The sequence below is a fragment of the Mycobacterium sp. P2_H7 genome (genome assembly GCF_056403275.1).
The window spans coordinates 19907-45054 of record NZ_JBFUFU010000004.1 but is presented as its reverse complement, the minus strand read 5'-3'; the positions used below and the strand labels follow the sequence as shown (position 1 = coordinate 45054).

25 protein-coding genes and 2 tRNA genes are annotated in these 25148 nt (G+C 65.1%); 12 read left to right on the top strand and 15 right to left on the bottom strand.

What is annotated here, in order from left to right:
* Nucleotides 1–84 precede the first annotated feature (84 nt).
* The gene (locus AC1DY7_RS04545; protein ID WP_477492471.1) at nt 85–687 is read right to left on the bottom strand and encodes an LGFP repeat-containing protein; all 603 of its coding nucleotides are present in this window, start codon (nt 685–687) and stop codon (nt 85–87) included.
* A gap of 264 nt (nt 688–951) precedes the next feature.
* Here AC1DY7_RS04545 and AC1DY7_RS04540 point away from each other — a divergent pair, with 264 nt between their 5' ends.
* Complete coding sequence (locus tag AC1DY7_RS04540; RefSeq protein WP_477492470.1) at nt 952–2157, top strand: Fic family protein; 1206 nt, start codon at nt 952–954, stop codon at nt 2155–2157.
* Between the two features lie 33 nt (nt 2158–2190).
* Here the strand turns inward: AC1DY7_RS04540 and AC1DY7_RS04535 are convergent, their stop codons facing one another.
* Nucleotides 2191–2448 (bottom strand): DUF3297 family protein, encoded by a 258-nt coding sequence (locus AC1DY7_RS04535; protein WP_477492469.1) that lies wholly within the window; start codon nt 2446–2448, stop codon nt 2191–2193.
* 376 nt (nt 2449–2824) lie between these two features.
* On the bottom strand, nt 2825–4009 hold the full coding sequence (locus tag AC1DY7_RS04530) for a site-specific integrase (RefSeq protein ID WP_477492468.1): 1185 nt from the start codon (nt 4007–4009) through the stop codon (nt 2825–2827).
* A 243-nt stretch (nt 4010–4252) separates the two neighbouring features.
* Here AC1DY7_RS04530 and AC1DY7_RS04525 point away from each other — a divergent pair, with 243 nt between their 5' ends.
* The 9 genes from AC1DY7_RS04525 to AC1DY7_RS04485 all read left to right on the top strand — a co-directional run bounded on the left by AC1DY7_RS04525 (nt 4253) and on the right by AC1DY7_RS04485 (nt 13345).
* On the top strand, nt 4253–4486 hold the full coding sequence (locus tag AC1DY7_RS04525; RefSeq protein ID WP_477492467.1) for a helix-turn-helix domain-containing protein: 234 nt from the start codon (nt 4253–4255) through the stop codon (nt 4484–4486).
* The gene (locus tag AC1DY7_RS04520; RefSeq protein ID WP_477492466.1) at nt 4477–5502 is read left to right on the top strand and encodes a helix-turn-helix domain-containing protein; all 1026 of its coding nucleotides are present in this window, start codon (nt 4477–4479) and stop codon (nt 5500–5502) included. The genes AC1DY7_RS04525 and AC1DY7_RS04520 overlap by 10 nt, the downstream gene beginning before the upstream one ends.
* On the top strand, nt 5487–5786 hold the full coding sequence (locus tag AC1DY7_RS04515) for a zinc finger domain-containing protein (RefSeq protein WP_477492465.1): 300 nt from the start codon (nt 5487–5489) through the stop codon (nt 5784–5786). Before AC1DY7_RS04520 ends, AC1DY7_RS04515 begins: the two co-directional genes overlap by 16 nt.
* A complete protein-coding gene (locus AC1DY7_RS04510; RefSeq protein ID WP_477492464.1) occupies nt 5787–6251 on the top strand; it encodes a hypothetical protein in 465 nt (154 codons plus the stop codon).
* Nucleotides 6248–6670, top strand: coding sequence for a hypothetical protein (locus AC1DY7_RS04505; protein ID WP_477492463.1), 423 nt, complete (start codon nt 6248–6250; stop codon nt 6668–6670). Before AC1DY7_RS04510 ends, AC1DY7_RS04505 begins: the two co-directional genes overlap by 4 nt.
* A complete protein-coding gene (locus AC1DY7_RS04500; protein ID WP_477492462.1) occupies nt 6663–7058 on the top strand; it encodes a helix-turn-helix domain-containing protein in 396 nt (131 codons plus the stop codon). The genes AC1DY7_RS04505 and AC1DY7_RS04500 overlap by 8 nt, the downstream gene beginning before the upstream one ends.
* Nucleotides 7055–7288, top strand: coding sequence for a hypothetical protein (locus AC1DY7_RS04495; RefSeq protein ID WP_477492461.1), 234 nt, complete (start codon nt 7055–7057; stop codon nt 7286–7288). Before AC1DY7_RS04500 ends, AC1DY7_RS04495 begins: the two co-directional genes overlap by 4 nt.
* Complete coding sequence (locus AC1DY7_RS04490; RefSeq protein ID WP_477492460.1) at nt 7285–8388, top strand: HK97 family phage prohead protease; 1104 nt, start codon at nt 7285–7287, stop codon at nt 8386–8388. The genes AC1DY7_RS04495 and AC1DY7_RS04490 overlap by 4 nt, the downstream gene beginning before the upstream one ends.
* 283 nt (nt 8389–8671) lie before the next feature.
* Complete coding sequence (locus AC1DY7_RS04485) at nt 8672–13345, top strand: phage tail tape measure protein (protein WP_477492459.1); 4674 nt, start codon at nt 8672–8674, stop codon at nt 13343–13345.
* Between the two features lie 31 nt (nt 13346–13376).
* Here the strand turns inward: AC1DY7_RS04485 and AC1DY7_RS04480 are convergent, their stop codons facing one another.
* From AC1DY7_RS04480 to AC1DY7_RS04470, 3 genes are all read right to left on the bottom strand, one after another.
* Nucleotides 13377–14258 carry a type II toxin-antitoxin system death-on-curing family toxin gene (locus AC1DY7_RS04480; protein WP_477492458.1) on the bottom strand — a complete coding sequence of 294 codons (882 nt, stop codon included), beginning with the start codon at nt 14256–14258 and terminating at the stop codon, nt 13377–13379.
* On the bottom strand, nt 14255–14419 hold the full coding sequence (locus tag AC1DY7_RS04475; protein WP_477492457.1) for a hypothetical protein: 165 nt from the start codon (nt 14417–14419) through the stop codon (nt 14255–14257). The genes AC1DY7_RS04480 and AC1DY7_RS04475 overlap by 4 nt, the downstream gene beginning before the upstream one ends.
* Nucleotides 14420–14514: 95 nt before the next feature.
* Nucleotides 14515–15555 (bottom strand): hypothetical protein, encoded by a 1041-nt coding sequence (locus tag AC1DY7_RS04470; protein WP_477492456.1) that lies wholly within the window; start codon nt 15553–15555, stop codon nt 14515–14517.
* A 331-nt stretch (nt 15556–15886) separates the two neighbouring features.
* Between AC1DY7_RS04470 and AC1DY7_RS04465 the strand changes: the two genes are divergently transcribed.
* Nucleotides 15887–15961, top strand: a tRNA-Ile gene (locus AC1DY7_RS04465).
* A 154-nt stretch (nt 15962–16115) separates the two neighbouring features.
* Here AC1DY7_RS04465 and AC1DY7_RS04460 read toward each other — a convergent pair.
* The 4 genes from AC1DY7_RS04460 to AC1DY7_RS04445 form a co-directional block, all read right to left on the bottom strand.
* A complete protein-coding gene (locus AC1DY7_RS04460) occupies nt 16116–17153 on the bottom strand; it encodes a tyrosine-type recombinase/integrase (protein WP_477492455.1) in 1038 nt (345 codons plus the stop codon).
* On the bottom strand, nt 17150–17509 hold the full coding sequence (locus AC1DY7_RS04455; protein ID WP_477492454.1) for an amino acid aminotransferase: 360 nt from the start codon (nt 17507–17509) through the stop codon (nt 17150–17152). The genes AC1DY7_RS04460 and AC1DY7_RS04455 overlap by 4 nt, the downstream gene beginning before the upstream one ends.
* A 227-nt stretch (nt 17510–17736) precedes the next feature.
* Entirely contained in the window at nt 17737–18519 is a 783-nt protein-coding gene (locus AC1DY7_RS04450; RefSeq protein WP_477492453.1) for a hypothetical protein, read from the bottom strand.
* A gap of 209 nt (nt 18520–18728) precedes the next feature.
* A tRNA-Pro gene (locus AC1DY7_RS04445) sits at nt 18729–18802 on the bottom strand.
* Between the two features lie 95 nt (nt 18803–18897).
* Between AC1DY7_RS04445 and AC1DY7_RS04440 the strand changes: the two genes are divergently transcribed.
* A complete protein-coding gene (locus AC1DY7_RS04440; protein ID WP_477492452.1) occupies nt 18898–20385 on the top strand; it encodes a cryptochrome/photolyase family protein in 1488 nt (495 codons plus the stop codon).
* Here AC1DY7_RS04440 and AC1DY7_RS04435 read toward each other — a convergent pair.
* The 5 genes from AC1DY7_RS04435 to AC1DY7_RS04415 form a co-directional block, all read right to left on the bottom strand.
* Nucleotides 20365–21279 (bottom strand): sulfite exporter TauE/SafE family protein, encoded by a 915-nt coding sequence (locus AC1DY7_RS04435; RefSeq protein ID WP_477492451.1) that lies wholly within the window; start codon nt 21277–21279, stop codon nt 20365–20367. The two genes, AC1DY7_RS04440 and AC1DY7_RS04435, sit on opposite strands and share 21 nt — an antisense overlap.
* 203 nt (nt 21280–21482) lie before the next feature.
* On the bottom strand, nt 21483–22265 hold the full coding sequence (locus AC1DY7_RS04430; protein WP_477492450.1) for a sulfite exporter TauE/SafE family protein: 783 nt from the start codon (nt 22263–22265) through the stop codon (nt 21483–21485).
* Between the two features lie 22 nt (nt 22266–22287).
* Entirely contained in the window at nt 22288–23724 is a 1437-nt protein-coding gene (gene der / locus AC1DY7_RS04425; protein WP_477492449.1) for a ribosome biogenesis GTPase Der, read from the bottom strand.
* Nucleotides 23721–24407: a (d)CMP kinase gene (gene cmk / locus AC1DY7_RS04420; RefSeq protein ID WP_477492448.1), complete on the bottom strand. Its 687-nt coding sequence runs from the start codon at nt 24405–24407 to the stop codon at nt 23721–23723. The genes der and cmk overlap by 4 nt, the downstream gene beginning before the upstream one ends.
* Nucleotides 24404–25147 carry a pseudouridine synthase gene (locus AC1DY7_RS04415; RefSeq protein ID WP_477492447.1) on the bottom strand — a complete coding sequence of 248 codons (744 nt, stop codon included), beginning with the start codon at nt 25145–25147 and terminating at the stop codon, nt 24404–24406. The genes cmk and AC1DY7_RS04415 overlap by 4 nt, the downstream gene beginning before the upstream one ends.
* Between the last annotated feature and the right edge of the window lies 1 nt (nt 25148).

Genomic DNA, 25148 nt, shown 5'->3' with positions numbered 1-25148 from the left:
CACTTTGTTTCTCGTTCCAGCTGTTGATGCATCCGGTTGGATCCCCCGGCCTGACACGTCTCAAACGGCGGAATTGAACCCCGCCTACAGGCCGGCCGGCACGACCTTGTCATTGACGGTCACTTCGACCTGGCCGGTCTTCGAGTTGTACGCGATCTTGCCGTGCTGAAACGTCGTGACGAGCAGGTCGCCGTCGGCGGTCTCGTCACTGGTGGGAACGCCCAGCGGACCCACCGAACCGTTCTCGCCGGTGATCTCCGGCATTCCGGCCGCATCGCGTTGGACATTCCAGGCCTCGCGGATCTTGCCCCAGGTGATGTATCCGGGCGTTGCGGCCTCGGCGTTCGCGGCGATGATCACGCCGCCCTCGAACTGCTGGAACACCGCCCCGCTCTCACGGGCCCCCGCGTTGCGGTCGCCGGTGAGCGGCTTGCCGAGAAAGTCCTTCTGATTCTGGGTCGCCGACAGGTATTTGGCGGCGATCGGGCCGGTCAGCGTCACCTCGACGTCGCGGTCGCCAACGAGCTGCACCTGGGCGGGCTGCGCCGGGGCTTCGGAGGTGGCGATCAACCCGACTTGAGGCGACAGCGACGCGTCGGCGCCCCCGTCATTGCCGCAGCCCGCAGCGATCAGCGCGACAATCGCCAGGCCGCCGACAGTCATGGGGCGGTTAGCCATCTTCCTCATCAGTTCCTCTCGTCTCTTCTTCGAGCACCATGTGATCCGCCTGGGGAACTACCCCCAAAGTGCATCATGCAACACCTTGGATGGCCGTGCGGGGCGGGGACCTGCGGCGCATCACTGATCTGGTTGATCCCGACGTGGTCCAATGTCGGCATCGCCGCATGGGACACGAAGCTCGCCGCGATCGTCGATCAGCGCATACGCCATCTGATGTCTCACCTCTTCCGATAGCATCACTTGCTCCATAAGTGATGCTATCGTGCAGAGGTGGCATCACTTGTTGGCACAGGCATTGGCCATGAAAAGTTGACCTGGCCGACGCCCACGGAAGCGGGCTACGGCCTGGCCGATCTCCGCGCGGCGCAACGCCAAGCCGGCGAATACGACGCCGCGGTGCCGGCGGCAATCGCCAACCTCCACATGGCCTTACCTGCCCACGTGCTTGCCAACGCCGACGAAGCCAGCCGAGAAGTTGCACGCTTCGACGCCGAACTCGGGCATGAGATTGCCCCGTTTGCCTCAGTGCTGCTGCGATCGGAGTCTGCGGCCAGCTCCAACATCGAAAATCTCACAGCATCCGCGCGCGCCATCGCCGAGGCCGAGGCCCTCGGCGCGACAGGCCGCCGCAACGCCGCCCTCATCGTGAGCAACACCGAGGCCATGAAGGCCGCCGTGGCCCTCGCCGACCAGATCGACGGGGATGCGATCCTCGCAATGCACGCGGCACTGATGCGCGGCAGCCACCCAGCCATGGCTGGCCGATGGCGTACCGAGCAGGTTTGGATCGGTGGAGGCGCCTTCGGCCCCCGGGGCGCTGATTACATTGCGCCGCAACATGACCGGGTTCAGCCCGCCATCACAGATCTGCTTCAGTTCACCCGGCGTACCGATGTGCCAACGCTGCCCCAGATCGCGATCGCTCATGCACAGTTCGAGACGATCCACCCGTTCACAGATGGCAATGGTCGCACCGGGCGAGCGCTGGTGCAGGCGATGCTGCGCAACAAGCGACTCACTCGCCAGGTCACCGTTCCGGTCTCGGCCGGCCTGCTCTCCAACACCGACGCGTACTTCCAGGCACTAGGTGCTTACCGGGGCGGCGACCCCGCGCCCATCGTCGAACAGCTTTCATCAGCAGCCATTCTCGCGGTCGTCAACGGCCGGCACCTCATCGGCGACCTTCGGGCGATCCGCGAACGTTGGAACGAACAGATCACCGCACGGCGAGACTCGTCCGTTCATCGCGTCGCAGATTTGCTTGTCCGACAACCGGTGTTCAATGCCCTGACGCTCCAGCGCGAACTCGGAATCACCACCGGCAACGCCCGCCGGTACGTCGACCCCCTCGTCGAGGCGGGCGTCATCGTCGAGTTCACCGACCGCACCCGCAACCGCGCGTGGCGCGCACCGGACATCCTTGTCGCTCTCGACGCGTTCGCCCAGCGCTCCGGGCGCCGCACCATCGCACCGTGAACGACTCACCAGAACCGTCCGGGTATCCCTCCGCTATTCCGCTGAGCGGAAAAAGGGTTCAACTGTGCCGCTGAGCTTGACGACCATCGGATTTCCGCGGCGATCCTTGGCGGTAGGGACCTCCACCTTCACCCAACCCTCGGCCACGTCGTATTCGTGCACATTGGTCTTCTCGACGCCGTTGAAGCGAATGCCCACGCCGCGCAGGAGCGCCTCTTCGCTATAGAAGGGGCTGCGCGGATCGATGGATAGGTGATTCGGGGGAACGTCTGTGTTCTGATCCTGGGACATGGTGGCTTTCGTCGAGTGCTGCGTAGATTCTTGGATCTGATTGTCCAAGAACCTACGCGACCCCGTAGTCGCGGGTTCCTCGTAGGTCTCGGCGCGGAATTTTCCCCGCTAGTGACTCTCCGTGATGAATCCGGGTTCGTCGAGCGCTCAAGCGATCTTCCGGAAACAAAAAGACCAGCTCAAGGCTGGTCTTTTTGTCGGGCTGACAGGATTTGAACCTGCGACCACTTGACCCCCAGCTATAAGGATCGCATACCGATGCTGTCCGAATCCGTCCTAATTCGTTTGTGTAACAACGGATTATGGACGACCTCGGACAACTTTGGACACCCTCGTACGAATCCGAATTCAGCGCGGGCTGAGGTCAGAACTGCGGTCATTGAAGTCCCAGCTGACCGGCCAACCCCGTCACCGCGGCCCGGGCGGTGTCCTGGGAACTGTGGCCGTATACGTCTCCCGTGATGGCAATCGATGAATGCCCGAGCATGTCAGAGACGGCCTTCAGGTGGATGCCTTGTTCAAGCCACGCGTACGCGGCGGCGTGCCGCAGGGTGTGAACCCCAACCCCGCCCGCGTGGCCGGCCGACTTCGCCGCCACCTCCATCACTCGCAGGAGATTCCGCGGATCCACTGGCTTGCCCAGCTCTGTCGTGAACACCAGCCCTGACTCCTGCCATTGATCGCCGGCACGGAGCCGCTCGGCCTTCTGCGTTATGCGATGCCGCCGAAGCGCCGACACCACAGCGGAATCTAGCGGTACCTCTCGCCGCGACCGGGTGGTCTTGGGTTCCGTACGGATCAGCTCTTTATCCACTCTGCTCAATGTGCCGGTGACTCGCAGTACCTCAGCGTCGAGGTCCACGTCCCTCCAGCGCACCGCGAGGGCTTCACCACGGCGGAGGCCGGTTGTCGCGATCAAGACGAGCGCCAAGTGGTAACGGCTACCGGACGCTGCCGCGAGTATCGCAGCCACATCGCCAGGCTCTAGGTGGGTCACCTCCTGCCGTGCCACTCCCGGCCGCTGCACCGCGGCCGCGGGGTTCTTGGCCAACAGCCCGTCCCGCACTGCACCGTCAAGCCCTGCCCTCAATACCCCGTAGACGGAGCGGATGGTGCTGTCGGAGTATGACCGCATCAGCTCCGAGCCCTCCCCCTTGCCAGGCTTCATCTGAGACCTCATCCGCCGGATCATCGCCTCGACGTCTGTTGGCCGCAGCTTGTCTAAGCGGATCTTCCCGATAGGTGTCGCCTCAATGTGTTTCTTTGCCAGGAGCGCGGTCGTGGCTCTTGTAGTGGGCTTCCTGTTCGACACCGCCAGCGTGGTCTCCCGCCACGTCGCGAGCCACGCCGCCACGGTTATGGTGGCGTCTTTGACTGGCTGACCGTCGTTAAGCCGATCGCGCGCAACCTTCATCTTGTCGCTAGCCAGCTTCTTTGTCCGCCCGTAGAAGCTCTGCCGCCGCAGCACGCCGTCCTCGTCGGTCCACGCCAGCGATGCCTCCCAGCGCCCATCAGAGCGCTGCCGGATATAGCCTTCGCCGTTGCCTCTTCGCCCCGCCATGTCCGTCCCTGTCTTGTCGTTATTCGTGAGGTCACGAACTACGCAACTTTGTAGACCGATACCGAAAAACCCAAGACTTGCAGTTTGAGGTTTTCACCTGGGGTCATTCCAGCATCCGAGGGCTCTGCGAAGTCAGTTAAGTGGTCTCCGCAGACCCGCGGAGGGAGCTTACCCCGTCCGCTGTTCAAGGTAGTTCTAAGTCGTCCAATTCAGTAACTATTGGAAGCCCTAGGAGTCCCTTACATGACCACTGAAATCCACACGCTTGCAACCACATCTGCCGAACCACCCAAGCGTCGCCTGGTCACCCACGAGCAGGCGCGTTCCTATCTTGGCGGCATCGGGCGCGGCACGCTATACCTACTTCGCAGGGAGGGCGAGATCACGTTTGTGAAGATCTCCGGCCGCTCGTTCGTTGACCAATTGTCACTCGACGCCTATATCGACCGGCAGATTGCCAAAGCCGAATGCGGGTAAGCCCGGCCCTCCCGGAGCGGACGCGCGCCAATCGGCACGGTCCTGCCGCCGAAGAGCAAAGTGCCCGGCACCATCCCGCGCCGGGCACTTACCAGCGGTCGCTGCACAAACCGTATGAACAACAGCGGCCAGAGTACCTGAAACAGAACACTTTGGCGCCCGACCGCACCTCGGGGCGTTGCCGATATGCATTGGCCCCGAGGAGGATTGAACGTGCAGTATCGCATTATCGGGTGGTGCTCACCTTGATCAGTAGGAAGATCACCTATCTGACCACGCTCCGTGGAGTGAACATTTCACCTGTCGACTATCGAGTGCTGATCACCCTCCTCACCTACGCGGATGCGGATGGGACGAGGGCCTTTCCGAGTGCCAAAGAGCTTGCGAAGGCCTGCCATATGAATCTCAAGACGGTCCCGGCCGCGTTGAAACGGCTGGAGCAGCGGGGCCTGATCACTTGCGTCAAGCGCAGCAAGGGCGGCCCGGGTTGCTCAACGCGCTGGGAGATCAACGAGGTGCCCCAGCTGCCGGGCGAGCCGGAAGAACCACCCCACCTCGCGGAGGGGTTATCGGAGATACAACTACCCTGCAGGGCGGAGGGGTTAGCAGAGCGTGAACCCTCCCATCGGGAGGAGGAGTTACAGTCGGAAGTATCTCCGGTGGAAGGGGTTTCGGCTAGCGAGGTGCTAAGCACTGCGCTAAACCCTGCGCTAGGGGTTAGCGACGGGGATCAAACCCACCCGTTTGACGGCTCTAACTCCCCCGCGCCACGGCCGCAACCCCCCCGTCCGTTGGGGAACTACCACGTTAAGACCACGTCTATAAACCATGCCCTTGCGCGTGTTTTGGAGGTAAGTCCAGAGGGACGTCCGAATCGGACTCGCCCTGGCCTCTGCACTCGATGCGGGCAAGCCGATTCGCTAGGCGACGAAGCCACGACCAATGAAGACCCATTGCTCTGCGGCAACTGCAACTTCGATTCGGTTACAAACGCTCGGCGATGGGGGCAGCGATGAGCCGGGCCGGCCAGCCGATCGCGGCGGCGTACGAGCAGACGAACGCACGGGCTGTCGCGTGTCCCACGTGTTCTGCTGCAGCTGGGGAGTTCTGCGGAGATCACCATGGCCGACTCCACCGCGTGCCGCATGTCCACCGAATTGCGGCGGCTCGCCCACAGGCCCAGGATCGCCGCTCGGCGACGAACGGAAGCGATGTGGTGGAACGGCCCGAAGTCACGTCCACGGTGACCGCGACTTACCGGGATCCGTCCGAACCCCGGTACGAGCGTGAGGTCCGGTAGATGGTGCTCACAGGCCGTGAGAAGACCGCGGCGTGGCGGGAACGCAAACGCCTCAGCCTCGTCGGGGTCAAGGCGGACGACAACGCGGGAAAGCGCGCAGCGGTTCAGGCGGCATTGAAAGCTGACCCCGGCGCGGCGGTGGCGGTGGTAGCCGAACATCTCGGGGTCTCGCCTTCCCTGGTTGGCCGCGTACGGACGGAACTCGCGTCGCGGCTCCTCGCCGCAATAAAGACACCCAACCTGCCCGACGCGTCGTGCCGCGGACAGCACGAACTGTTTGACCCGGCTGCAGCCGGAGAGGATCCGACGCACGTCGAGCAACGCTTCGTCCGGGCAGTCCGGGTCTGCGCAGGCTGCGCAGAGTTCATCGAGTGCCGCCGATGGCTTGACCAGCTTCCGGCCCATCAACGTCCGGCCGGAGTCGTGGCCGGCCGAATCAACCCCAACGAGAGGACCGCCCCATGAGCGACGAGATAAGTGCACGGCCGCAGGATGATTGGTTCAAGTTCGTCGCCGCGGTGACGATGGCCGCGCAGAAGAACGCCATCGACCTGGTCGAGCTGCGCGTCACAGATGCGACCACTCGGCGACTGTTGATATCGGTGCTGGCGCACCCGATCGAGAACGCGCTGGCACCCGCGGTAGAGGCGCTCCCGGACGGGCGGCACTACAGCACGGGCTGGCCGGTAGTCACACGTGAGGATCTGGGCCCGGACTGCGGCTGCGCGTACACCCACGTGTGGCACTTCGACAGGCGCCACGAGGCCAACAAGCCGCGGGAACTGCTAGCCCAGCCGTGCCCCCGGGGTGGCTGGCACCGGCTATTCATAACAGCGCCAGGCGAACTCGACGTGGTCACGGAGGGCGGGTCGACTGGTGCGTGACGGGCTGATTCTGGAGGAGAACGAGGTGGCGTTCCATGCTGCGGTGTTCGAGGTGGCCGAGCGATGCGCGCGGGAGCTGGGGCGCCCCATCACTCCACTGGTTGGCCTGCGGAGGAAGGACTTGCAGGCGTGGCTGGATGTACGTCGCGCAGATGGTCGCGATGACGCGACGACGCGACTGCTCGCGGAGGTGATGGCTCACGATGAGGACGAGGACGAACTGATCGATACCGAGGAGGCCGCGAGAGTGTTGGGCATCAGCGTCGGGGCTGTAGCCAAGCGTTGCCGCCGAGGCGGCATGTTCGCCGCTGTTGCACACCAGTCCCGGGGTCGCTGGCTCATTCCACGGGCCGACGTGCAGGCCGTGATGGGAACGGGAGCGGCGTGAGTGCTGCTGTGCCGCCAGAGCAGTTGCTACAGGCGCTGGACACGCTGCTTCGCAAGCTCGAGACCGATCCAGCGGAAGCTGTCAACGCGTTGGAGGCGCTTCGCTCGTCTGACCCGGATACGGCGGTGCGCATCGAGGCGGTATTACAGCAGCTCGCGGCACCGGACGATCACAGTCGGACGTTCTGGGAAGCAATCTACTGCGGACACGATGAAAGGGCGTCGGAGTGAATCGTGCTGAGGCTGAGGCGCTTATCGCCAAGGATGCGCACGCGAATGCAGAGCGAAACCGCAACTCAGCGGCGTTTCTGGCAGAGCGGCTGATCAGCGGTCCAGTGCGCCGGGCCAGGCCCACCACCATCACGGACGCCCCCGAACATCGTGGAGTCTGGGCCGCCAACTGGGAACTCCGTGAGCAGGGCTCAGCGCTGAAGCTAAGCGGATATGCATCGACGTTCGAGCCCTACGAGATGCACGGTGGCCCCGCCAAGGGCGGCTGGATCGAGCAGATTGCGCGGACTGCGTTCGACAAGACTCTGAGGGGGAAACCTGACCTCCACTTGCTGATCAACCACGAGGGAATGCCCCTGGCACGTACCAAGTCTGGCACTCTGCACCTGTCGGTCGACGATCACGGCCTGCTGGTAGAGGCGATGCTTGATCGCGAGGACCCGGACGTGCAACGTCTGGAAGGCAAGATGAAGCGCAAGGACATGGACGAGATGTCGTTCGCGTTCCGAGTGATCAAGCAGACATGGACCGAAACCGAGGGTGATCCAACGGGCCTGCGCACCATCGTCGAGGTGTCCCTGCACAAGGGCGACGTGTCGGTGGTCAACTTCGGCGCGAATCCGACGACACACGCGGAGCTGGCGAATCAGCAGCGCAGGGGCCGCAAAGGTTCCCCGTCGGTGGTTAAGCCGGTCATGGCGACAAAGGTGTCACGGGCGGAGGCCGCCGCAATTGTCGCGGCTGACTCAGCGACGGCTGCAGTTCGTCGAACCGAAGGTGACGAGATCGTCAAGCGCGCGCTGGAGATGCTCAACGGTCGCCCTGCCGAGGTCCCGGCCGATCGCGTGGCAGCCGAACAGCATCGTCGAGCGGAGGTCAATGAGCGTCTTGCGAAGCTGGCGCACGCCATCCAGGTCCGTGAGGCAACCAGCGGGCGCCGGCAGTGGGCCGCACGAGCCGAGCATCAACGGCTGGCGGAGGACGAGCAGCAGCGACGTCAGGCCGCGGACGAGCGGCAGGATCAGCTCCGATGCCGCCGCGACATCGTGGACACCGTCAAGGCTCGTAAGTCGAACATCGATCTGCGACAGAAGAATTGACCACTGAAGACTGCGGTGGCCCGGTGCCTCTCGCTGACGGGAGCCTTCTGTCGTTCTTCACTCCCGTCACGTCGCGTGCGCCGTTTGGCAGTGGAGACCAGCGCCGCCACCGGGCCACCCCGCCCATTAACCAGAGGAGTCGTCGGTGACGACAGCTGTTGAGCTTGCTCAGATCTGGGTGCCACTCATGCCTGAGGCGTCGAAGCTGGCCCAGGGCGTCGAGAAGATCGGGCGGGACGCCGAGCAACGGTTCGGCCGCGCTACCAAGGTGATGGGCGGCCAGATGGCATCGTCCTTCACCTCGGCGTCCCGCAAGGTCGTCGAGAGCCTCCGCGACATCGAGAAGCACACCACCTCAGTTGCTAAGGCCAACAAAGTAAATGAGGACGCACTGGGGCGCCTCACTGTTGCGCAGGTCCGGCAGCAGCAGGTCTCGGCGAACGCCAAGGCGACGGAGGCGCAGCGGGCCGCAGCCATCGAGACGGTCAACCGGCTGGAGCGCGCCCAGACCATCACGGCGGACAACCTCACCGCTGCCACCAAGAAGCTGACGACCGCCCAAGCAACGCAGATCGCCGCACAGAAGTCTCTGGCCACTGGCCGGCCAATGGCCGCCGTTATGCCGCTCGGCGGTGACATGGCGGCCACCGCGGAACGCGCGGGGACGGAGTCCGGATCACGTTTCGTCACTGGCTTCAAGCGGGTTCTGGGAGCCGGTGCCGCGCTCGCGATCGGTGGCGGGTTCATCGCCGGAGTCAAGAGCGCCGTCATGGCGGGCGTGGACATGGAGACCAACCTCAACCGGCTACAGGGCGTCACCTCCGCCACCGCGGCGGAGATGAAGAACGCCAGCGACATTGCGCACCAGCTCGGTGCCGACACCACGATCGTGGGGGCCTCAGCAGCCGACGCGGCCGCCGCCATGCTGGAGCTGGCCAAGGGCGGCCTCACGATGCAGCAGGCCCTCGCTGCGGCCCCAGGTACCCTCCGGCTGGCCGCTGCCGCTCAGATCGACGCCGCCACCGCAGCGGAGTCTCAGGCCACCATCCTCAATAGCTTCCAGCTCGGGGCAGACCAGGCCAACCGTGTTGCGGACGCTCTCGCCAACGTGGCGAACGCAGCCCAGGGTGAGGTCCCGGACTTCATGCTGGGGATGCAGCAGGCTTCTGCCGTCGCTCACGGCTTCGGCATCTCGATGGAGGACACCGTCGCGGTCCTCGGGCTGTTCGCCAAGGCGGGCATCCGCGGCTCCGACGCCGGTACGTCGTTGAAGACGATGCTGACGCATATCGCGAACCCGAGCGATCAGGCCTCCGCCGCGATGGATGAGCTGAGCCTGAGCCTGCACAACGCGCAGGGCGAGTTCGTCGGTATGCCGGAGATGTTCCGCCAGATCGGCGAGGCCGCAAACCATATGCGGCCGGACGACTTTCAGCGCGCTGCTGCAACGGTTTTCGGCACCGATGCGATCCGCGGTGCCATGATCGCGGGCAACCAGGGCGTCGACACGCTCAACCAGATGGGCGAGGCGGTGCGCAAGCTCGGTGGTGCCGACAAGATGGCGGCCGCCAACATGCAGGGCGTCCCGGGAACGCTGGAGAAGATCAGCAACGCGGCCGACGGCGCCAAACTGTCGTTCTACGAACTGATCAAGCCTATGGTCCAGGCGGGCGGCGAGAAGCTCGTCCCCCTCCTCCAGAGCGTCGCGACCGTCTTCGACAAGCTCAAGGACGGCGGAAACAACGGCGGACTCCGCATCATCGGCGCCGCGTGGAGTGATATCGCCAGTGCTGCAAAGGATCTGGCACCCGCTGCCGCGCAGGCCGTGAAGGCTCTTGCCGTCGGCGCCGGGACCGTTGTGGTGTCGGGGTGGACCGCTCTGGCGGCCGCGGTCAAGGTGCTCGAACCGCCACTCAAACTGGTGGCGAACATCCTCGGCGACAACCAGTGGCTGTCAACAGGTCTCATGGCCGGTATCGCCCTGTTCGTCGCGAAGGCGAAGCTGCTGCCCCCCGTCATCAACGGCGTGAACAACGTCATAGGGCGCACCCGCAGCATCGTGGCGGACCTCACGGGCCCGCTATCCGACGTCACAGACAAGACCACCGGGCTGGTGACTCAGCAGGGCCTCTACACCCGTCAGGCCCAGGGCACCCTCGGGCCGCTCGGTCAGATGCGCGCGGCGTACGTCGACGGATCCACCAAGGCCAAGGACTTCGCCAAGTCCAATCAGTTGTCCACACAGTACGCAAAGGACCTGCGGGACCAGATGATTCAAGGATTAGGACCTATGGGCCGGATGCGGCAGGCCGCCGCCGACGCTGGCGGCGCCATCCGCGGAATGTCACCGGTCGTCGGGGGCGCCAAGGCCGCCATGTCCGGCCTCTCCATCGCGGGCGGTGGCCTGCTGTCCATGCTGGGCGGCCCCTGGGGCGTCGCCATCATGGGGCTCACCGGAGCGATGGCACTGGTAGGTCAGGCACACGCGGACGCGGCAGCCAAGGCAGAAGCCCAGCGTGAGGCGGAAGTGCGGTTGCAGCAGACGCTGGATGCCACAACCGGCCGGACGACTGAGCAGACTCGCAAGGAGGCGGCGGACCGGTTCGGCGTCGTGGACAAGTACGGGACCAGTGATATTGGTCGGGCCCGTGACTATGGCGTGGATCCGAAGCTGTTGGTAGACGCGGCGACCCGGACGGGCAATCAGCAGGCGTACGACATCATCAAGGCCCGCGCAGCCCAGGGCGTATCGGACGGGATTTCGGCCGGCCAGATCCCCACGGACATGGCGGCCGAGCTGCAGAAGATGGGCGTCAGCCGCGACCAGCTCACCAACGCCCTTGTCCGCGAAGGCAATGGCTGGAACATCGTCAACACCGCGATCCAGGACTACAACAGCAAGCAGCGGGACGCCAACAAAGACTACAAGCCGATGATCGAGGGCCTGCAGACCCTCATCGACGTCATGCCAGACGGCGCCGAGTCGATCATCACGATGGCGCAGAACGTCAACGAGCTGCGCCGCCAGAATACGAAGGGTGCGGAGTCCCAACGCGCGCTGACCGAAGCGCAGTTCGGCACGTGGAAGGCCACGGCTGAGGGCGCTGCCCGGTTCAAGAACCTTGGAGCCGCCATCCTGGACGTCCCCACCGGCACCGAGGTTGTGGTCAACGTCCTCGATGACGCTGCCCGCAAGACCCTCACAGATCTGGGCTACACCGTCGACCGCTTGCCCGACGGCACCGTCAAGGTCGTGGCCGCTACCGACGAGGCCAAGGCCCGGTTCACTCAGCTGGTGGAGCAGATCGAGGGAACAACGCCCGAGGTGAAGATTCGTGTGGCGATCGATGACTACAACTCTCAGCTCCAGCAGTGGATCCGGAACGTGCAGATGGGGGTCGACCCCGGCGCGATGCCCTCGATGAAACTTCCGGGTCGCGCGGGCGGCGGTCACGTCTCCCCATCTGGCCGGATCTCCGGTCCCGGTAGCGGCACGAGCGACCACATCATCGCCCGCGTCCTTGGCGGCGGCGCCATCGCGGTGTCCAACGGGGAGTCGATTAACACCGAGTCGTCCACGCGCCGCAACTGGTCGCTGATCGACGCGATGAACAAGGGCTGGACCCCACCGCTCGGGATGCTCCGCGGCATGGTGCCGGGGTTCTCCGGCGGCGGGTTGCTTGACCTTACGGACGCTGCGGACGCGATGGCGGGAACCCCGTACAGCCAGGACCTCCGTAACGACTGCTCCGGGTCGATCGCAAAGTTGGTCAACGTGGCCCTCGGCGACATGGGCGGCGGACTGATGACGACGCAGAGTGCCGAGGAATGGTTGGCGCAGCGCGGATTCCAGCGCGGAACCGGCCCGGCAGGGTCGTTCCAGGTTGGCTGGTACAACCACGGGTCCGGCACGAACGACGGTCATATGGCCGCCACCCTTCCGGACGGCCGGAACGTTGAAAGCGGCGGCAAGAACGGCATCTTCACTGTCGGCGCGGGTGCGGCCGGGGCGAGCGACTCCCAGTTTGACCAGCACATGTACCTCCCGATGGACGCGATGTACCCCGAGGGGTCGGGCGGCGGCGGTGGCGGCGGATTCGGCGGCGGCGGAGCTGGCGGTAGCGGCGGGGGTGGCGGCTACAGCAGCGGCCCCACGGGCGCCGAGCAGCGAGCACTGCGGAACGCCACGCAGAAGATCGACGACACCGCCAAGTCCATCGAGACGGCTCAGAAGCACCTCGATGAGCTACCTGCCAACGCGAAGGACAGCACTCGCAATGCAGCCCAGGACCGCCTCGATAAGGCGAAGCGGGAGCACCAGGACGCGCTCGATGACGAAGCCTCCATGCAGGAGGAGGTCAACCAGCGGGTCTCTGATCGCGGCGCCCGGAACGCTGAACGCGGCGGTAAGGACGGACGCGGCGGCGCCCCCGATCTGAAGTCTTTTGGCAAGGACATGCTGGGCGGCGTCTTCGAGATGTTCGGTCTCGACGGATCTGTCTTCTCCAACCCGATGGAGTGGGGCATCTGGAAGCTGTTCACCGGCGGCGCCAATTACGTTGGCGGGCTGCTCAAGAACGCTTTCGGTGGCCCGGACGCCAAGCAGGGCCAGGGCTACTGGGGACAGAAGGGCGACGGCAACCCGAACCGCACCCAGCACGGCCTCGGCGGGTCGCCCGGGCCGGGCAACTTTAGCGATGGCGGATTCGGCGGCGGTGACGGCGGCGGGGGCGGGGGTGGCGCGGTTGCTGACACCCTCGGGTCCCTCCTGCCCAACGTGTCCGATTTCCTCCCGAACTCCCAGACCGGAGGGGACAACATCACGACCAACCAGAACAGCAACAACTCCTCCAGCACCGGCGCGGTCTTCAACGGCCCCGTCACCATCAACGACCCCAACCGCGTAGTGAAGCCGCCGGACCGCATTGAGAGCGCAGCCTCGGGGTTGCCGAGATAGAACTGGGTTTTCGAAGGGCAGCCGGACTCCCCTACGCGAGGAGAGTCGCCGGTGCGTGTGTCATCTGCTGAACTTGAAACGGCAACTCCGCAATCAGCTCGCCGTCGAGGCTCAGCTCGACCGTTGCGCGTCCGGGGGCCACAAAGACCGGATTCACCTGAATCCGGAACACCATGGGCAGCAGACCTGACTGAGCGTGCTGAGGATGTTCACTCGGCGGCGGTGAAAACTGCGCAAGCTCCAGAGTCGTAGACGGACGGTTGATGCGCTTTCCTCCTGGTTCCGGAACGACTGTCGCGGTCAACGTGTGCGCAATGATGTTGTCGCCGGCATTCCAGTGCAGGCGCCCTAGTACGACGAACTCGATTGGCACGGGAAACACTCCAGGAGCGGCCTGGACAATGAAAGTGGATATGCCGCCTCGCACGACGTGGAATACGCCGTTGCGAAACGCTTCGACGCCCTCCGCTAGGAACACGTACTCAAGGCGATGGTGTTTGGCATTTCCAGCGCGCTGCCGGTCCCACGCGGTATGCAAGAACTCGGCCGCTTTCCCGACGGAGGCGTTCGGATCGTCCTCGGTCTTAAAGATGTCCTGGCCGATGGCTTGAACGAAGATTTCGGCGTCGATGTCATTGATATGCGGAAGTTCGTAACCGTTTGCTTCGAGGAAGATGTTGGTGGCCAACCACGCGGTTCGCTTGTTGCCGTCGTGGAAGTACTGATTAGCCGCGATGACGTGCAGGAGTGCTGCAGCTTTAGCCCAAATGTCGGGAAAAAAGTCGACATCGCCGGACCCGCGTTGAGGGCGATAAGCGGCGGACTCGACGCCATCCATGTCGCGGACGCCGACGGCGCCGTCCTGCTCGGCGTTGATGTCAATCAGCGATTGAGTTGACAGGTAGACCGTCACTTGAGTCGCTCAAGCACGCCAGCCCATCGGCGGGTGTGCTTAGCCAACAACCGGGCAACCTCGTCAGGTTCAACGAAGCCCTCGTTGACGTCCGCATCGCGATCAGCGCGCGGCGGTGACTCCGTCGCGGCGGCAGCCTCTTCACTCAATTGCTTGGACATCAGTTCATAGGGTACGGGCGACGCTGCGCCTCAGCAGCATGTTCGCCGACCCTCGACTTGAAGGTTTCCTCGGACACTCTAAAAACTGGGAGCCGCTATTCGGACTCCTCCGTCCGGAGGATCTCGGGCGTTCTACGCCTAGCTTCATCGGCAAAGCGTTGCGCCTCGATCCCGCCGCGCGCGTGGGCATCGACATGCCCACCGCCGCTGATCCGGTCCGCAAGCGTTTGGCCATTGTCGCTGAGGTCGACGCTGAACGGCAGCGGCGGAGCAGCGGTCGTTGACCCAGTGATGAGGGTAGGAATTGCGACGCGGGCGACGTAGTCGTGCAGGCGCGCCAACTCTCCGGTGGGTGACACCCAGGTGCCGGTGTCCGGCCGCTCCACATGCAGCCCCGAGTTTGATTCCAACATGATCGGCTCACCTTCCCGGGTACTCGCCAGGATGTCGCCGGGTTCAATCGGCTGCATCGATCGATCCGTCGAGTAGAACGACACGTCGCTGCGCTGAATGCTCGACCGCGGTTCCGCCAGCCGGATGGCCCGATGCTTGTCTTCGTTCGAGTAGCCCTGCAGAAGTAGCAGGGCGTGGACATTCTCGGCCGACACGCCCGAGAGTGCCGCCAGCAGAGCAGGCATCGACGCGATATCGGCGGTGCTGGCGTACGGCTGCAGCGACTCGACGCGCTGGTAGAGAACGGATGTCGGGTCCCCCAACTCGGGGATCTTCCGGACGATTCGCTGAGCCCATTCTTCGAACTTCGACTGCTGGGTGTGAATCGGAAATGCAACCTTCCGCGCCTGGTCATCTGGCAGCGCCTGCCCACGTGCGGTCGTGACGAGATGGAAAACCACATTGTCGAGGGCAGCTCGTAGGTGGTTGATGGCCTCACTGAACCGTAACGCCGCACTCGGCGGGACCGGCTTGATGCTGACGACGACCGCGTCCAACATTCCCGGGTTGGTGGCGGAGCGCACCTGTTTGACCACCGTTGAGCCGTTGCCACCGTTGTACGACCAGTTCATCGCCAATCGGGCGATTTCGAGAGTTAGCTCATCAGCCCGGCCGAGTCGCATCACAGCGCCCTCAAGCTCGGATGGAAGCCAACTGACGGCGCTACCGCTCATCTGGGTCACTGGCGACTCCTTGGTCGGGGATTTGACGCCGACGTAGCGTACACAGCTCAGCGCCATCCCGCGCCCGCCCGCCCAACCCCGGCGCCCCCACCCGGCCGGAGCACACCCCCAGGCAAGGGGAGGGGCCCCTCCAAAGTCGCGGGCAGCCTCGCCCGGCCCCAGGCCACGGCATTGGGGCCTCTCCCCCCGAGAAAAAGTGAACACGACATAGGGCCTGGCCTGCCCTAACGGCGCCCCTCACGCATGCGCGGCGGTAACCTTTCCCCGTGATCGTCTCCGTCCCGCTCATACGCTGAGCGTTGCCGCGCGTGCGGCAACGCCCGGGCAATACGGGGCGGTAGCTCAGTCGGTCAGAGCTCCAGACTCATAATCTGCGAGGTCGCGGGTTCAAGTCCCGCCCGCCCCACCCATTCCCCTGGCCCGCAAACGGCAATCCCGGTGGCCGCCAACATCCTCGATACGGTGCTGTAGCTGACCCGAGGGAACGTCGGGGGTCGTGGACAGCGTGTCCACGACCCCACGCAGCATTTGAAGGGGGACCCGATGTCCCTCACATGAGGTCAGAATTCCATGTAGGCGGCCGCTGCGGCCTTCCTCATCGCCTCATCCGCGACCTTGGTGTAGATCGCCGTTGCAGCTGGTGACGCGTGGCCAAGAAGATCTTGGACGGCACGGATGTCGCCCGAAGCGACATAGGCGGCGGTGGCGAATCGGTGCCGGAGAGTGTGAGTAGTCCACGAGTCCGGCAGGGCCCTGGTGATCTGCGTGCCCAGGTGTCGTGGGGTGATCGGACCGCTACCGGCGCCGCCGTACGCGGGGAACACATGATTGGTTGGTACCGCCAGAAGTCGCGCCGCCAGGTCGTCGGAAATCGGAATCACACGAACGTGGCCGCCCTTGCCCACGACACGGACCTGGAACTTGCCACACTGCCCCTCGACATCGGCCGGCCTGAGTCGCGCCACCTCTGCCCGGCGCATTCCTGTTTCAACGAGAATCCGAAGTGCCAAACGCACGGCTGTGGTTGCCCCCGCCGCGGCCTCTCGAACGACTGCGTCCGGGCATGGCCTCGGAAGCGACCTCGGAAGCGAGATGGTGGGGAGCGTGGCGGCCGGGTTATCTCGCCGATGCTCTCGTTCGTGCATGAATCGGAAGAAAACCCGCAGGCTGGACCGCACACCGTGTGCCGTCCGCGGCTGCCAATGCGGGGTGCCAAGCCACGCGATCAATTGATCGCGGCTTGCGGATAATGGCGACGTGCGGGGATGCGCCCGCGCGAAGGTCACGAGGTGCTCCGTGCGCTTGGCGATGGTGTCCGGAGAGCGCCGAGCGGCTGTCAGCTCATCAACGAACAGATCCAGCCACGGCGCCCAAGATGCAGGTGGGGCCTCAGGCTGTGGTCCAGGAGCGCGGTAGTGCGGGATTACTTGGTCTGCGATCCACACCCCGACGGTGTCGATGTCGCCCAGCCGAACAACCTGCTCTTTGTCCCAAACCGACATTGACTCTCCACGTACGACGAGGCGGAAGCCCAGTCGCTTCGCGCGCGCCCGCACCGTCCGGATCTTGTGCTTCACGTCGATCTCCGGCGCGGTCACAGCATCTCGATGACGTCGGCCGCGGTACGGATCGCGTGGGCAACGCCTGCCTGATCGTCGAGGAATCCGGATCCCCACCACCCGTCTTCGACAGCGTTTGCCCGGTGACGCAACGAGCCGACCGGATCGTCCACCATCACGGCGTCAAAGGCGATAGATGCCACGACCATGCGGGCGTCGTCCCAGCTGAGTCCGGCGAGTGCTCCGGCGAGCTGCAGTGCCCCCGCGAGGTCCTGAAGCACCTCCCTGAGTTCCGTCCGGCCGGTGGCGAGTTCGGGTGCCCGGACGAGTAAGTCAAGCGCCGCACGCTCGATATCGGCGGGCTTTGGCGGGCTGGCGACTGCTGTAGTGGTCATGAGGCGACCATAAATCGCTGTTCGTGAAAAGCCCAGTCCTACAAGGGAAATGACGCATTTAGGCGGATAGTTCCATCATGGAAGTTTGGGCATATATGGGTACTTTCTGTCACCAGTGGGCACGCGATCCACTAGTGGATTCCAAACCCACCCGCGGGCAGGCATCAGCTGGAGCGGGCGTTCCGCATTCTGAGATGGGCCCGGCCGTCCAGCCGACGCTAAGTCGGCTAGTAGTGACGTGGCACGCCGTCAGCGATGTCTGGCGATATCAGCTGTTCGCACAGCCAAAGCACGCCATCCCCATCGACACCGGCAGTGAGGCCGCGGAGGCATTCGCCTACGGGAGTGTCGCCGCGCAGATCGCCGCAAGGGTTTAGTTCCGGCTTGGATGCGGCGCTGACGACGACCAGAGTTAGATGCATTCCCGAGGAGTTGGATATGGGACCTACCCCGGACTGCGTAGCCTTGACCTTCTCCTCGTCCGGCCAATACGGCTTGTCGAAACTGAGATAGACGTCGAGGTAGGTGGCGTCGCCCTCTTTGGGCACCGGAAGAATCACACGCCCACTTTTAGTCTTCTCCTTGGGCCACCTCGAACCGCCAGCAGGCGGAGCGTCTCCGACAAACGGTTCCCGCTCTGCGCAGAATCGGACGATGTGGCCGGCATCTTCTCGGACCTCGCGCCCGGAGAAGTAGGTTGGGCCGTCCTCGACGTCAGTGAGGAACCGTCCTCCGGCCTGCATCGCTTTCTCGATCAGTTCGGGGTCGGATACCCGGTCGTAACGCAGGTGCTGCTTTCCGGGATGTTTGGGGTCCGGGCCGTGGATGCTTACCTTCGCTCCCTCAAGCGCTGGGTTCATCGACTTGATGTAGAACGAGGACGTCGACCACTCGATGAGCCAGTGCCAACCGTCGATGCCGGTGCCGTTCTCGGCCCAGAAGAACTCGACGGCCCGCTGCGGGCTCATCGGCGGCCAGTCCGTCATCCCGGGGTAGGGCACTGAGTCCATCGCTGAAATCCTCCGTCGCGAGCCGCTTAATTTGGTCTAACACAGCTGGGCCGCATCCCGGCGTTACGTGACGAGTGTTGAGCGATTTTCGGGTATATCCGAGAGCAACTGGCTGCGGTCAAAAACTGCGGTCAACGGCGCTCTGGACACAGAAAAGGCGGCTCCCGAATCGCTTTGGAAACCGCCCTCTACCTGCTACTTCTCCGCTGTCGGGCTGACAGGATTTGAACCTGCGACCACTTGACCCCCAGTCAAGTGCGCTACCAAGCTGCGCCACAGCCCGCGGTGCCGCCGGGATCGCCGGCAGCGAGCGAAACTCTACCTCAGCTCCCGGTCCCGACCACAATCGCCCCATCGGCATCGGCGCCTACCCTCGACATGGTGACGCGCGACGACACTCCGCTCTGGCTGTTCGCCGATCAACTGGGCCCGGCCGCCCACAGCGGTGAGCATGCCCACCGCGAGATTCTCCTGGTCGAGGCCACCTCGGCGTTGGCCCGTCGCCGCTATCACCGCCAGAAACTGCACCTGGTGCTGTCGGCGCTTCGGCACGCCGAACGCGACCTGGGCGAACGCGCCATGCTGATGAAGTCCGACACCTACAGCGACGCCCTCGAACGTTACGGACGCAAGGTGCTGGTCTACGAGCCGACCTCACATGCCGCCGAGAAGTTCGTCCACCGGCTCAAGTCGCAAGGAATGGTGGCCGAGGTACTGCCGACCCCGACGTTCGCGCTATCCCGCAGCGATTTCACCGAGTGGGCGGCCAACCGCACCCGCTTCCGGATGGAGGATTTCTACCGCGATCAGCGCCGCCGGTTCGGCGTCCTGATGAACGGTGCCGATCCGGTGGGCAACCGGTGGAACTTCGACGAGGACAACCGCGAGTCCCCGCCGAAGAAGCAATCGACCCTCGACGCGCCCGCGCCCTACCGGCCGCGCGAAAGCGAGATCGACGACCAGGTGCGCCGTGACCTGGACCGGATGAATCTCGACACCGTGGGCGTCGACGGTCCCCGCTTGTTCGCCGTCACCCCCGCCGAGGCCAAGCGGGCCCTGGACCGCTTCATCGAGCACCGCCTGCCATTGTTCGGCCGCTATGAGGACGCCATCATGGCCGAGGACTGGGCCATGTCGCACTCCCTGCTGTCGGTGCCGCTGAACCTCGGTGTGCTGCACCCGCTGGATGCCGTCGAAGCAGCCGAACGCGCGTATCGCGACAAACAGGCCCCGCTGGCCGCCGTGGAGGGATTCATCCGCCAGATTCTGGGCTGGCGTGAATACATGTGGCACCTCTACTGGCACTTCGGCCCCGGCTATACCGCCGAGAACGAACTGAATGCCCGTGCCCCGCTACCTGATTGGTGGGCCGACCTCGATGCCGACGCCGTCACCGCGGCGTGCCTGCACCACGCCCTCGCCGGTGTGCGTGACCGCGGCTGGACTCATCACATCCAGCGGCTGATGGTGCTGGGAAGCCATGCGCTGCAACGTGGTTACCGCCCCGACGCGCTGACCGAATGGTTCGCCACCGCCTTCGTCGACGGGTTCCGCTGGGTCATGCCCACCAACGTGATCGGGATGAGCCAGCACGCCGACGGCGGTCTGCTGGCCACCAAGCCGTACACCTCCGGCGGCGCCTACCTCAACAAGATGAGCGACCACTGCGGCGACTGCGCCTTCGACCCGAAGAAGCGCCATGGCGAGGACGCGTGCCCGTTCACAGCAGGCTATTGGGCGTTCACGCACCGCCACCGCGACATGTTGTCCAATAACATGCGCACCCGGCGAGCCGTCTCCTCGATGGACCGCCTCGACGACCTGGAAGCGGTCGTGGAGCAGGAATCAGCGCGCGACCACTTCTGATACGACGGGCTCAGCGCCACCCGGTGCGAGCTGCGGTGCGCGCGACACCCGCCACGCGTACACCACCAGAGACACCCAGACGGCGACGATCGCGGCGTACACCAGCGTCGACGCGGGCGCCTGCACACCGAAGTACTTGAGCAGCTTCTGGCTGTTGGTCAGGACGATCACCCCGCCCACGCCGGTGCCCAACAACGCGGGACTGACCCGGCTGACAAGCCATGCGGCGAACGGCGCCGCGACCACGCCGCCGACCATCAGCCCGACGACCACCGGCCAGTTTTCCAGGAAGTCCTGTCGCAGCCCGATCAGAAAGCCCAGCGACGCCGACACCGATACCAAGAATTCGGATGCACTGACCGAACCGATCACGGTACGTGGCGCCGTCTTGCCCTGCGACAGCAGCGTGCTCGTCGTCACCGGGCCCCAGCCGCCGCCGCCCGAGGCATCGATGAATCCACCGAACAATCCAAGTGGGGCAAGGAATTTCGCGCTGTGGCTAGTTCCCCGCGCGCCGAAGTTCAGAGGAGTGCGCATGGAGAAACGCAGCAGCACATAGAGACCGATTCCCAACAGGATCGCCGCCATCAACGGGGCGGCCTGCTCCGTGGACAGGGACGACAGCACCGTCGCCCCCAGGAAGGCACCGACGGCTCCGGGCGCCCCCAGTTTCGCGACCAGGGCCCAGTCGATGTTCTTGAACTTCCAGTGCGACAGCCCCGACGCGAACGTCGTACCGACCTCGGCGAGGTGTACCGCGGCGCTGGCCTGCGCCGCCCCCACCCCGGACAGCACGAGCAGCGTGGACGCGGTGACACCGAACGCCATGCCCAGGGCGCCGTCGACCATCTGGGCGCCGACACCGACGAGCGTGAAGATGAGAAGCGAACGCATGGCTGCTTTCAGGGGGTGCGGTCACCAGGCGGTGACCGGAAGGACGGGTGGGGGGCGTCAGGAACGCCGACAACACCACTCGTCGAAAGCCATGGACCGCCGTGAGGGCCAGAACGGCTCGAGCGCGGACAACTCGGACGGCGACGCCGCAAGTGTGCGCTCACCCATCTGATGTCCTCCCAATAACAAAGCCGTCGGCCAGACTACAGCGACAACAAACGATAGAGCCCGATCAATCCCACCAGCACGATCACGATGCGCAGCACCCCCGGCGACAACCGCCGTCCGTAGTGCGCGCCGAGGAAGCCGCCGATCAGCGATCCGACCGCGATCAGGCCCGCCGCCGCCCAGCTGATGCGGTCGAACGCGACCAGTGTGTAGGCGACCGCGGCAACGATATTGACCAGCAACGACAGCAGATTCTTGGCCGCGTTCATGCGCTGCATGTCCTCGGGCAGCAGCGCGCCCATGACGGCGATCAGCAGGATGCCCTGCGCGGCGGTGAAGTAGCCGCCGTACACGCCCACCGCAAAGGTGCCCGCGACCAGCGCCGCCATCCGTGCGGGTGTGACGTGCTCTGCCGAGCGGCCGGAGGCTTCCGCACGGTTGCGTGCCCACGCCTGGATACGCGGCCCGATCACCACCAGTACCAGGGCCGCGACCAGCAGCACCGGCACCACCTGCTGGAACACCTTTTCCGGCAGGTGCAACAGGAGCCAGGCACCCACGCCGGCCCCGAGCAGCGAAGCGGGGATCTGCCATTTCAGCCGATCCCATTGGCCGCGCAGTTCACGGCGGTAGCCCCAGGTGCCCGACACCCCGCCGGCAACCAGACCGACCGCGTTGGACATCGTCGATGTGACCGGTGGATAGCCCAGCGCCACCAGCGTCGGGAAGGTGATCAGCGTTCCGGAACCGACGATCGCGTTGATCGCGCCGGCTCCGACACCGGCGAGCGCGATGAGCACCATGTGCGCGACAGACACTCAGGCAACCCTACTCACGCCGCTACCGACGCCTGGGCGGAGCGCCCCTCTTCTCGCGGACCCGGACGTTGATCCGAACCGGGCTTCCTTCGAAGCCGAACGTCTCCCGCAGCTTGCGTTCCAGGAAGCGCCGGTACCCGGCCTCCAGGAAGCCCGTGGTGAACAGCACGAACGTCGGCGGCCGGGTGGTCGCCTGAGTGGCAAACAGGATGCGCGGCTGCTTGCCGCCACGCACCGGCGGCGGGGTCGCCGCGATGATCTCCTTGATGAAGGTGTTCAACCGGCCGGTCGGGATTCGGGTGTCCCACGATGCCAGCGACTTCTCCAGTGCCGGAACAAGTTTCTGCACCGCACGGCCCGTCGCGGCCGAGATGTTGACCCGCGGTGCCCACGCCACCTGCGCCAGTTCGCGGTCGATCTCGCGTTCCAGCAGATAGAGCCGATCCTCGTCGACCAGATCCCACTTGTTGAACACCAGTACCAGCGCGCGGCCCGCCTCGATGACCATGGACAGCACCCGGATGTCCTGTTCGGTGACCGGTTGCGAGCCGTCGATCAGCACGATCACCACTTCGGCGGCGTCGATGGCACTGTGTGTGCGCACCGAGGCGTAGAACTCATGTCCGCTGGCCTGGCCGACCTTGCGACGCAGTCCGGCGGTGTCGACGAAACGCCAAGGCTTGCCGTCCAATTCGATCAACGAGTCGACCGGATCGACGGTGGTGCCCGCCACGTCGTGCACGACGGAGCGCTCGTCGCCGGCCAGCCGGTTCAGCAGTGAGCTCTTGCCGACGTTGGGCTTGCCGACCAAGGCGACGCGCCGCGGGCCGCCGGTGCCGCCGCGCACCTCGGAAACCTCGGGAAGTTCGGCGGTGACCACGTCCAGCAGATCGGCCACCCCACGGCCGTGCATGGCGCTGATCGGGTGCGGCTCCCCCAGCCCCAGCGACCAGAGCGCGGCCGCTTCGGCTTCGGTGCGGTCGTTGTCCACCTTGTTGGCCGCCAGGTACACCGGCTTACCGGAGCGCTGCAGCCGTTTGGCCGCCGCCTCGTCGGCCGAGGTCGCCCCGACCACGGCGTCGACGACCATGATGATCGCGTCCGCGGTCTGCATTGCCACCGATGCCTGCTCGGCCACCTTCTGCTGCAGGCCTTTGGCGTCGGGTTCCCAACCACCGGTGTCCTGGACGACGAAACGCCGCCCCATCCAGTTGGCGTCATAGGACACCCGGTCCCGGGTGACACCGGGGATGTCCTGCACGACGGCTTCGCGGCGACCCAGAATGCGGTTCACCAGAGTCGATTTGCCCACATTGGGCCGGCCGACGACCGCGATGACCGGAGGCGGAGCGTGCTCGCCGTCCTCGACGGCGTCGTCGTCGTTCGAGAAGCCGACCTCCCAGTCGCTTTCGTCGGACCAGGTGCCGTCAGCCGGCGAACCGGCATCGATGTCGGTCATGGGCATGCTCCCGCCCGCTGTACCACGAGGTCTTCCAGATGGATGATGACTTCGGATTCGGTCATCGCGCTGGTGTCCACGATCAAGGCGTCCTCCGCGGCGCGCAGCGGCGACACCGCACGGGACGAGTCCAGATGATCGCGGCGCAACACGTCGGCCAGCACCGCGTCGTACTCGTCGGGTAGCCCATTGGCCATGTTCTGCGCATTTCGGCGCCGTGCCCGTTCCTCGGGCGAGGCGGTCAGGAAGATCTTCACGTCCGCGTCGGGCAGCACGACGGTGCCGATATCGCGGCCCTCGACCACCACCGCACCTTCGCCGGCGGCCAAGTCGCGCTGCAACTGCACCAGCCGGGCCCGGACCGCGGGGATCGCCGACACGGCGGAGACCGCCGCCGTGACCGCGTCGCCGCGGATCTCCAGCGAAACATCTTCTCCCGCAAGAAAAGCGGTGTCGAAATCGGGGTCATAGCCGACCGCCAATTCGACGTCGTCGGCGACTTCGGCGATGCGGTCGGAATCGGACAACTCAACGCCGGCACGCAGCACCGCCAGTGTCACGATCCGGTACATGGCACCGGTGTTGAGGTACCGGGCTCCCAGCGCGTGCGCCAAACCCCTTGATACCGAGGACTTTCCCGTCCCCGCGGGCCCATCGAGGGCCACCGTCAATGCCTCACTCACATCCCCACCGCCTTGAACAACTCGCCGACCTCTTTACGGGTCAGCACCCGGATACTGCCCGGCCGCATCTCCCCCAGATTCACCGAACCGATATCGGTGCGCACCAACGCCTGCACCGGGAAGCCCACCGCCGCCAGCAGCCGGCGCACAATCCGCTTACGTCCCTCGTGCAGGGTCACCCGCACCAGCGTCTTGCCGGGCAGGGTGTCGACAAGGGCGAAGTCGTCGACCTTGGCCGGGCCGTCGTCGAGTTCCACACCGGCCTTCAGTTTCTTGCCCAGCCCGCGCGGCACATTGCCCAGCACCGTCGCCACGTAGGTTTTCGGCACCTCATAGGACGGGTGCATCAGCCGGTGCGCCAGCTCACCGTCATTGGTGAGGATCAGCAGCCCTTCGGTGTCGGCGTCGAGCCGGCCCACGTGGAACAGGTGCTTGTTACCCCGCACCCGGTGCTCCACCAGGTCGCCCACGCAGGGCCGCCCGCGATCATCGGACATCGTCGAGTGCATCCCGCGTTCTTTGTTGATCGCCAGGTACATCATGTCGTCGTCCAGCTGGATGCGCGTGCCGTCCACCCGGATCTCGGAGTTCTCCGGATCAACCCGGGTCCCCAGCTCGGTGACGATCCGTCCGTCGACCTCCACGCGGCCGTCCAAGATCATCCGTTCGGCCACGCGGCGCGAGGCTACCCCGGCCTGCGACAGCACTTTCTGCAGTCGCACGCCATCTGGCTCGGTCATG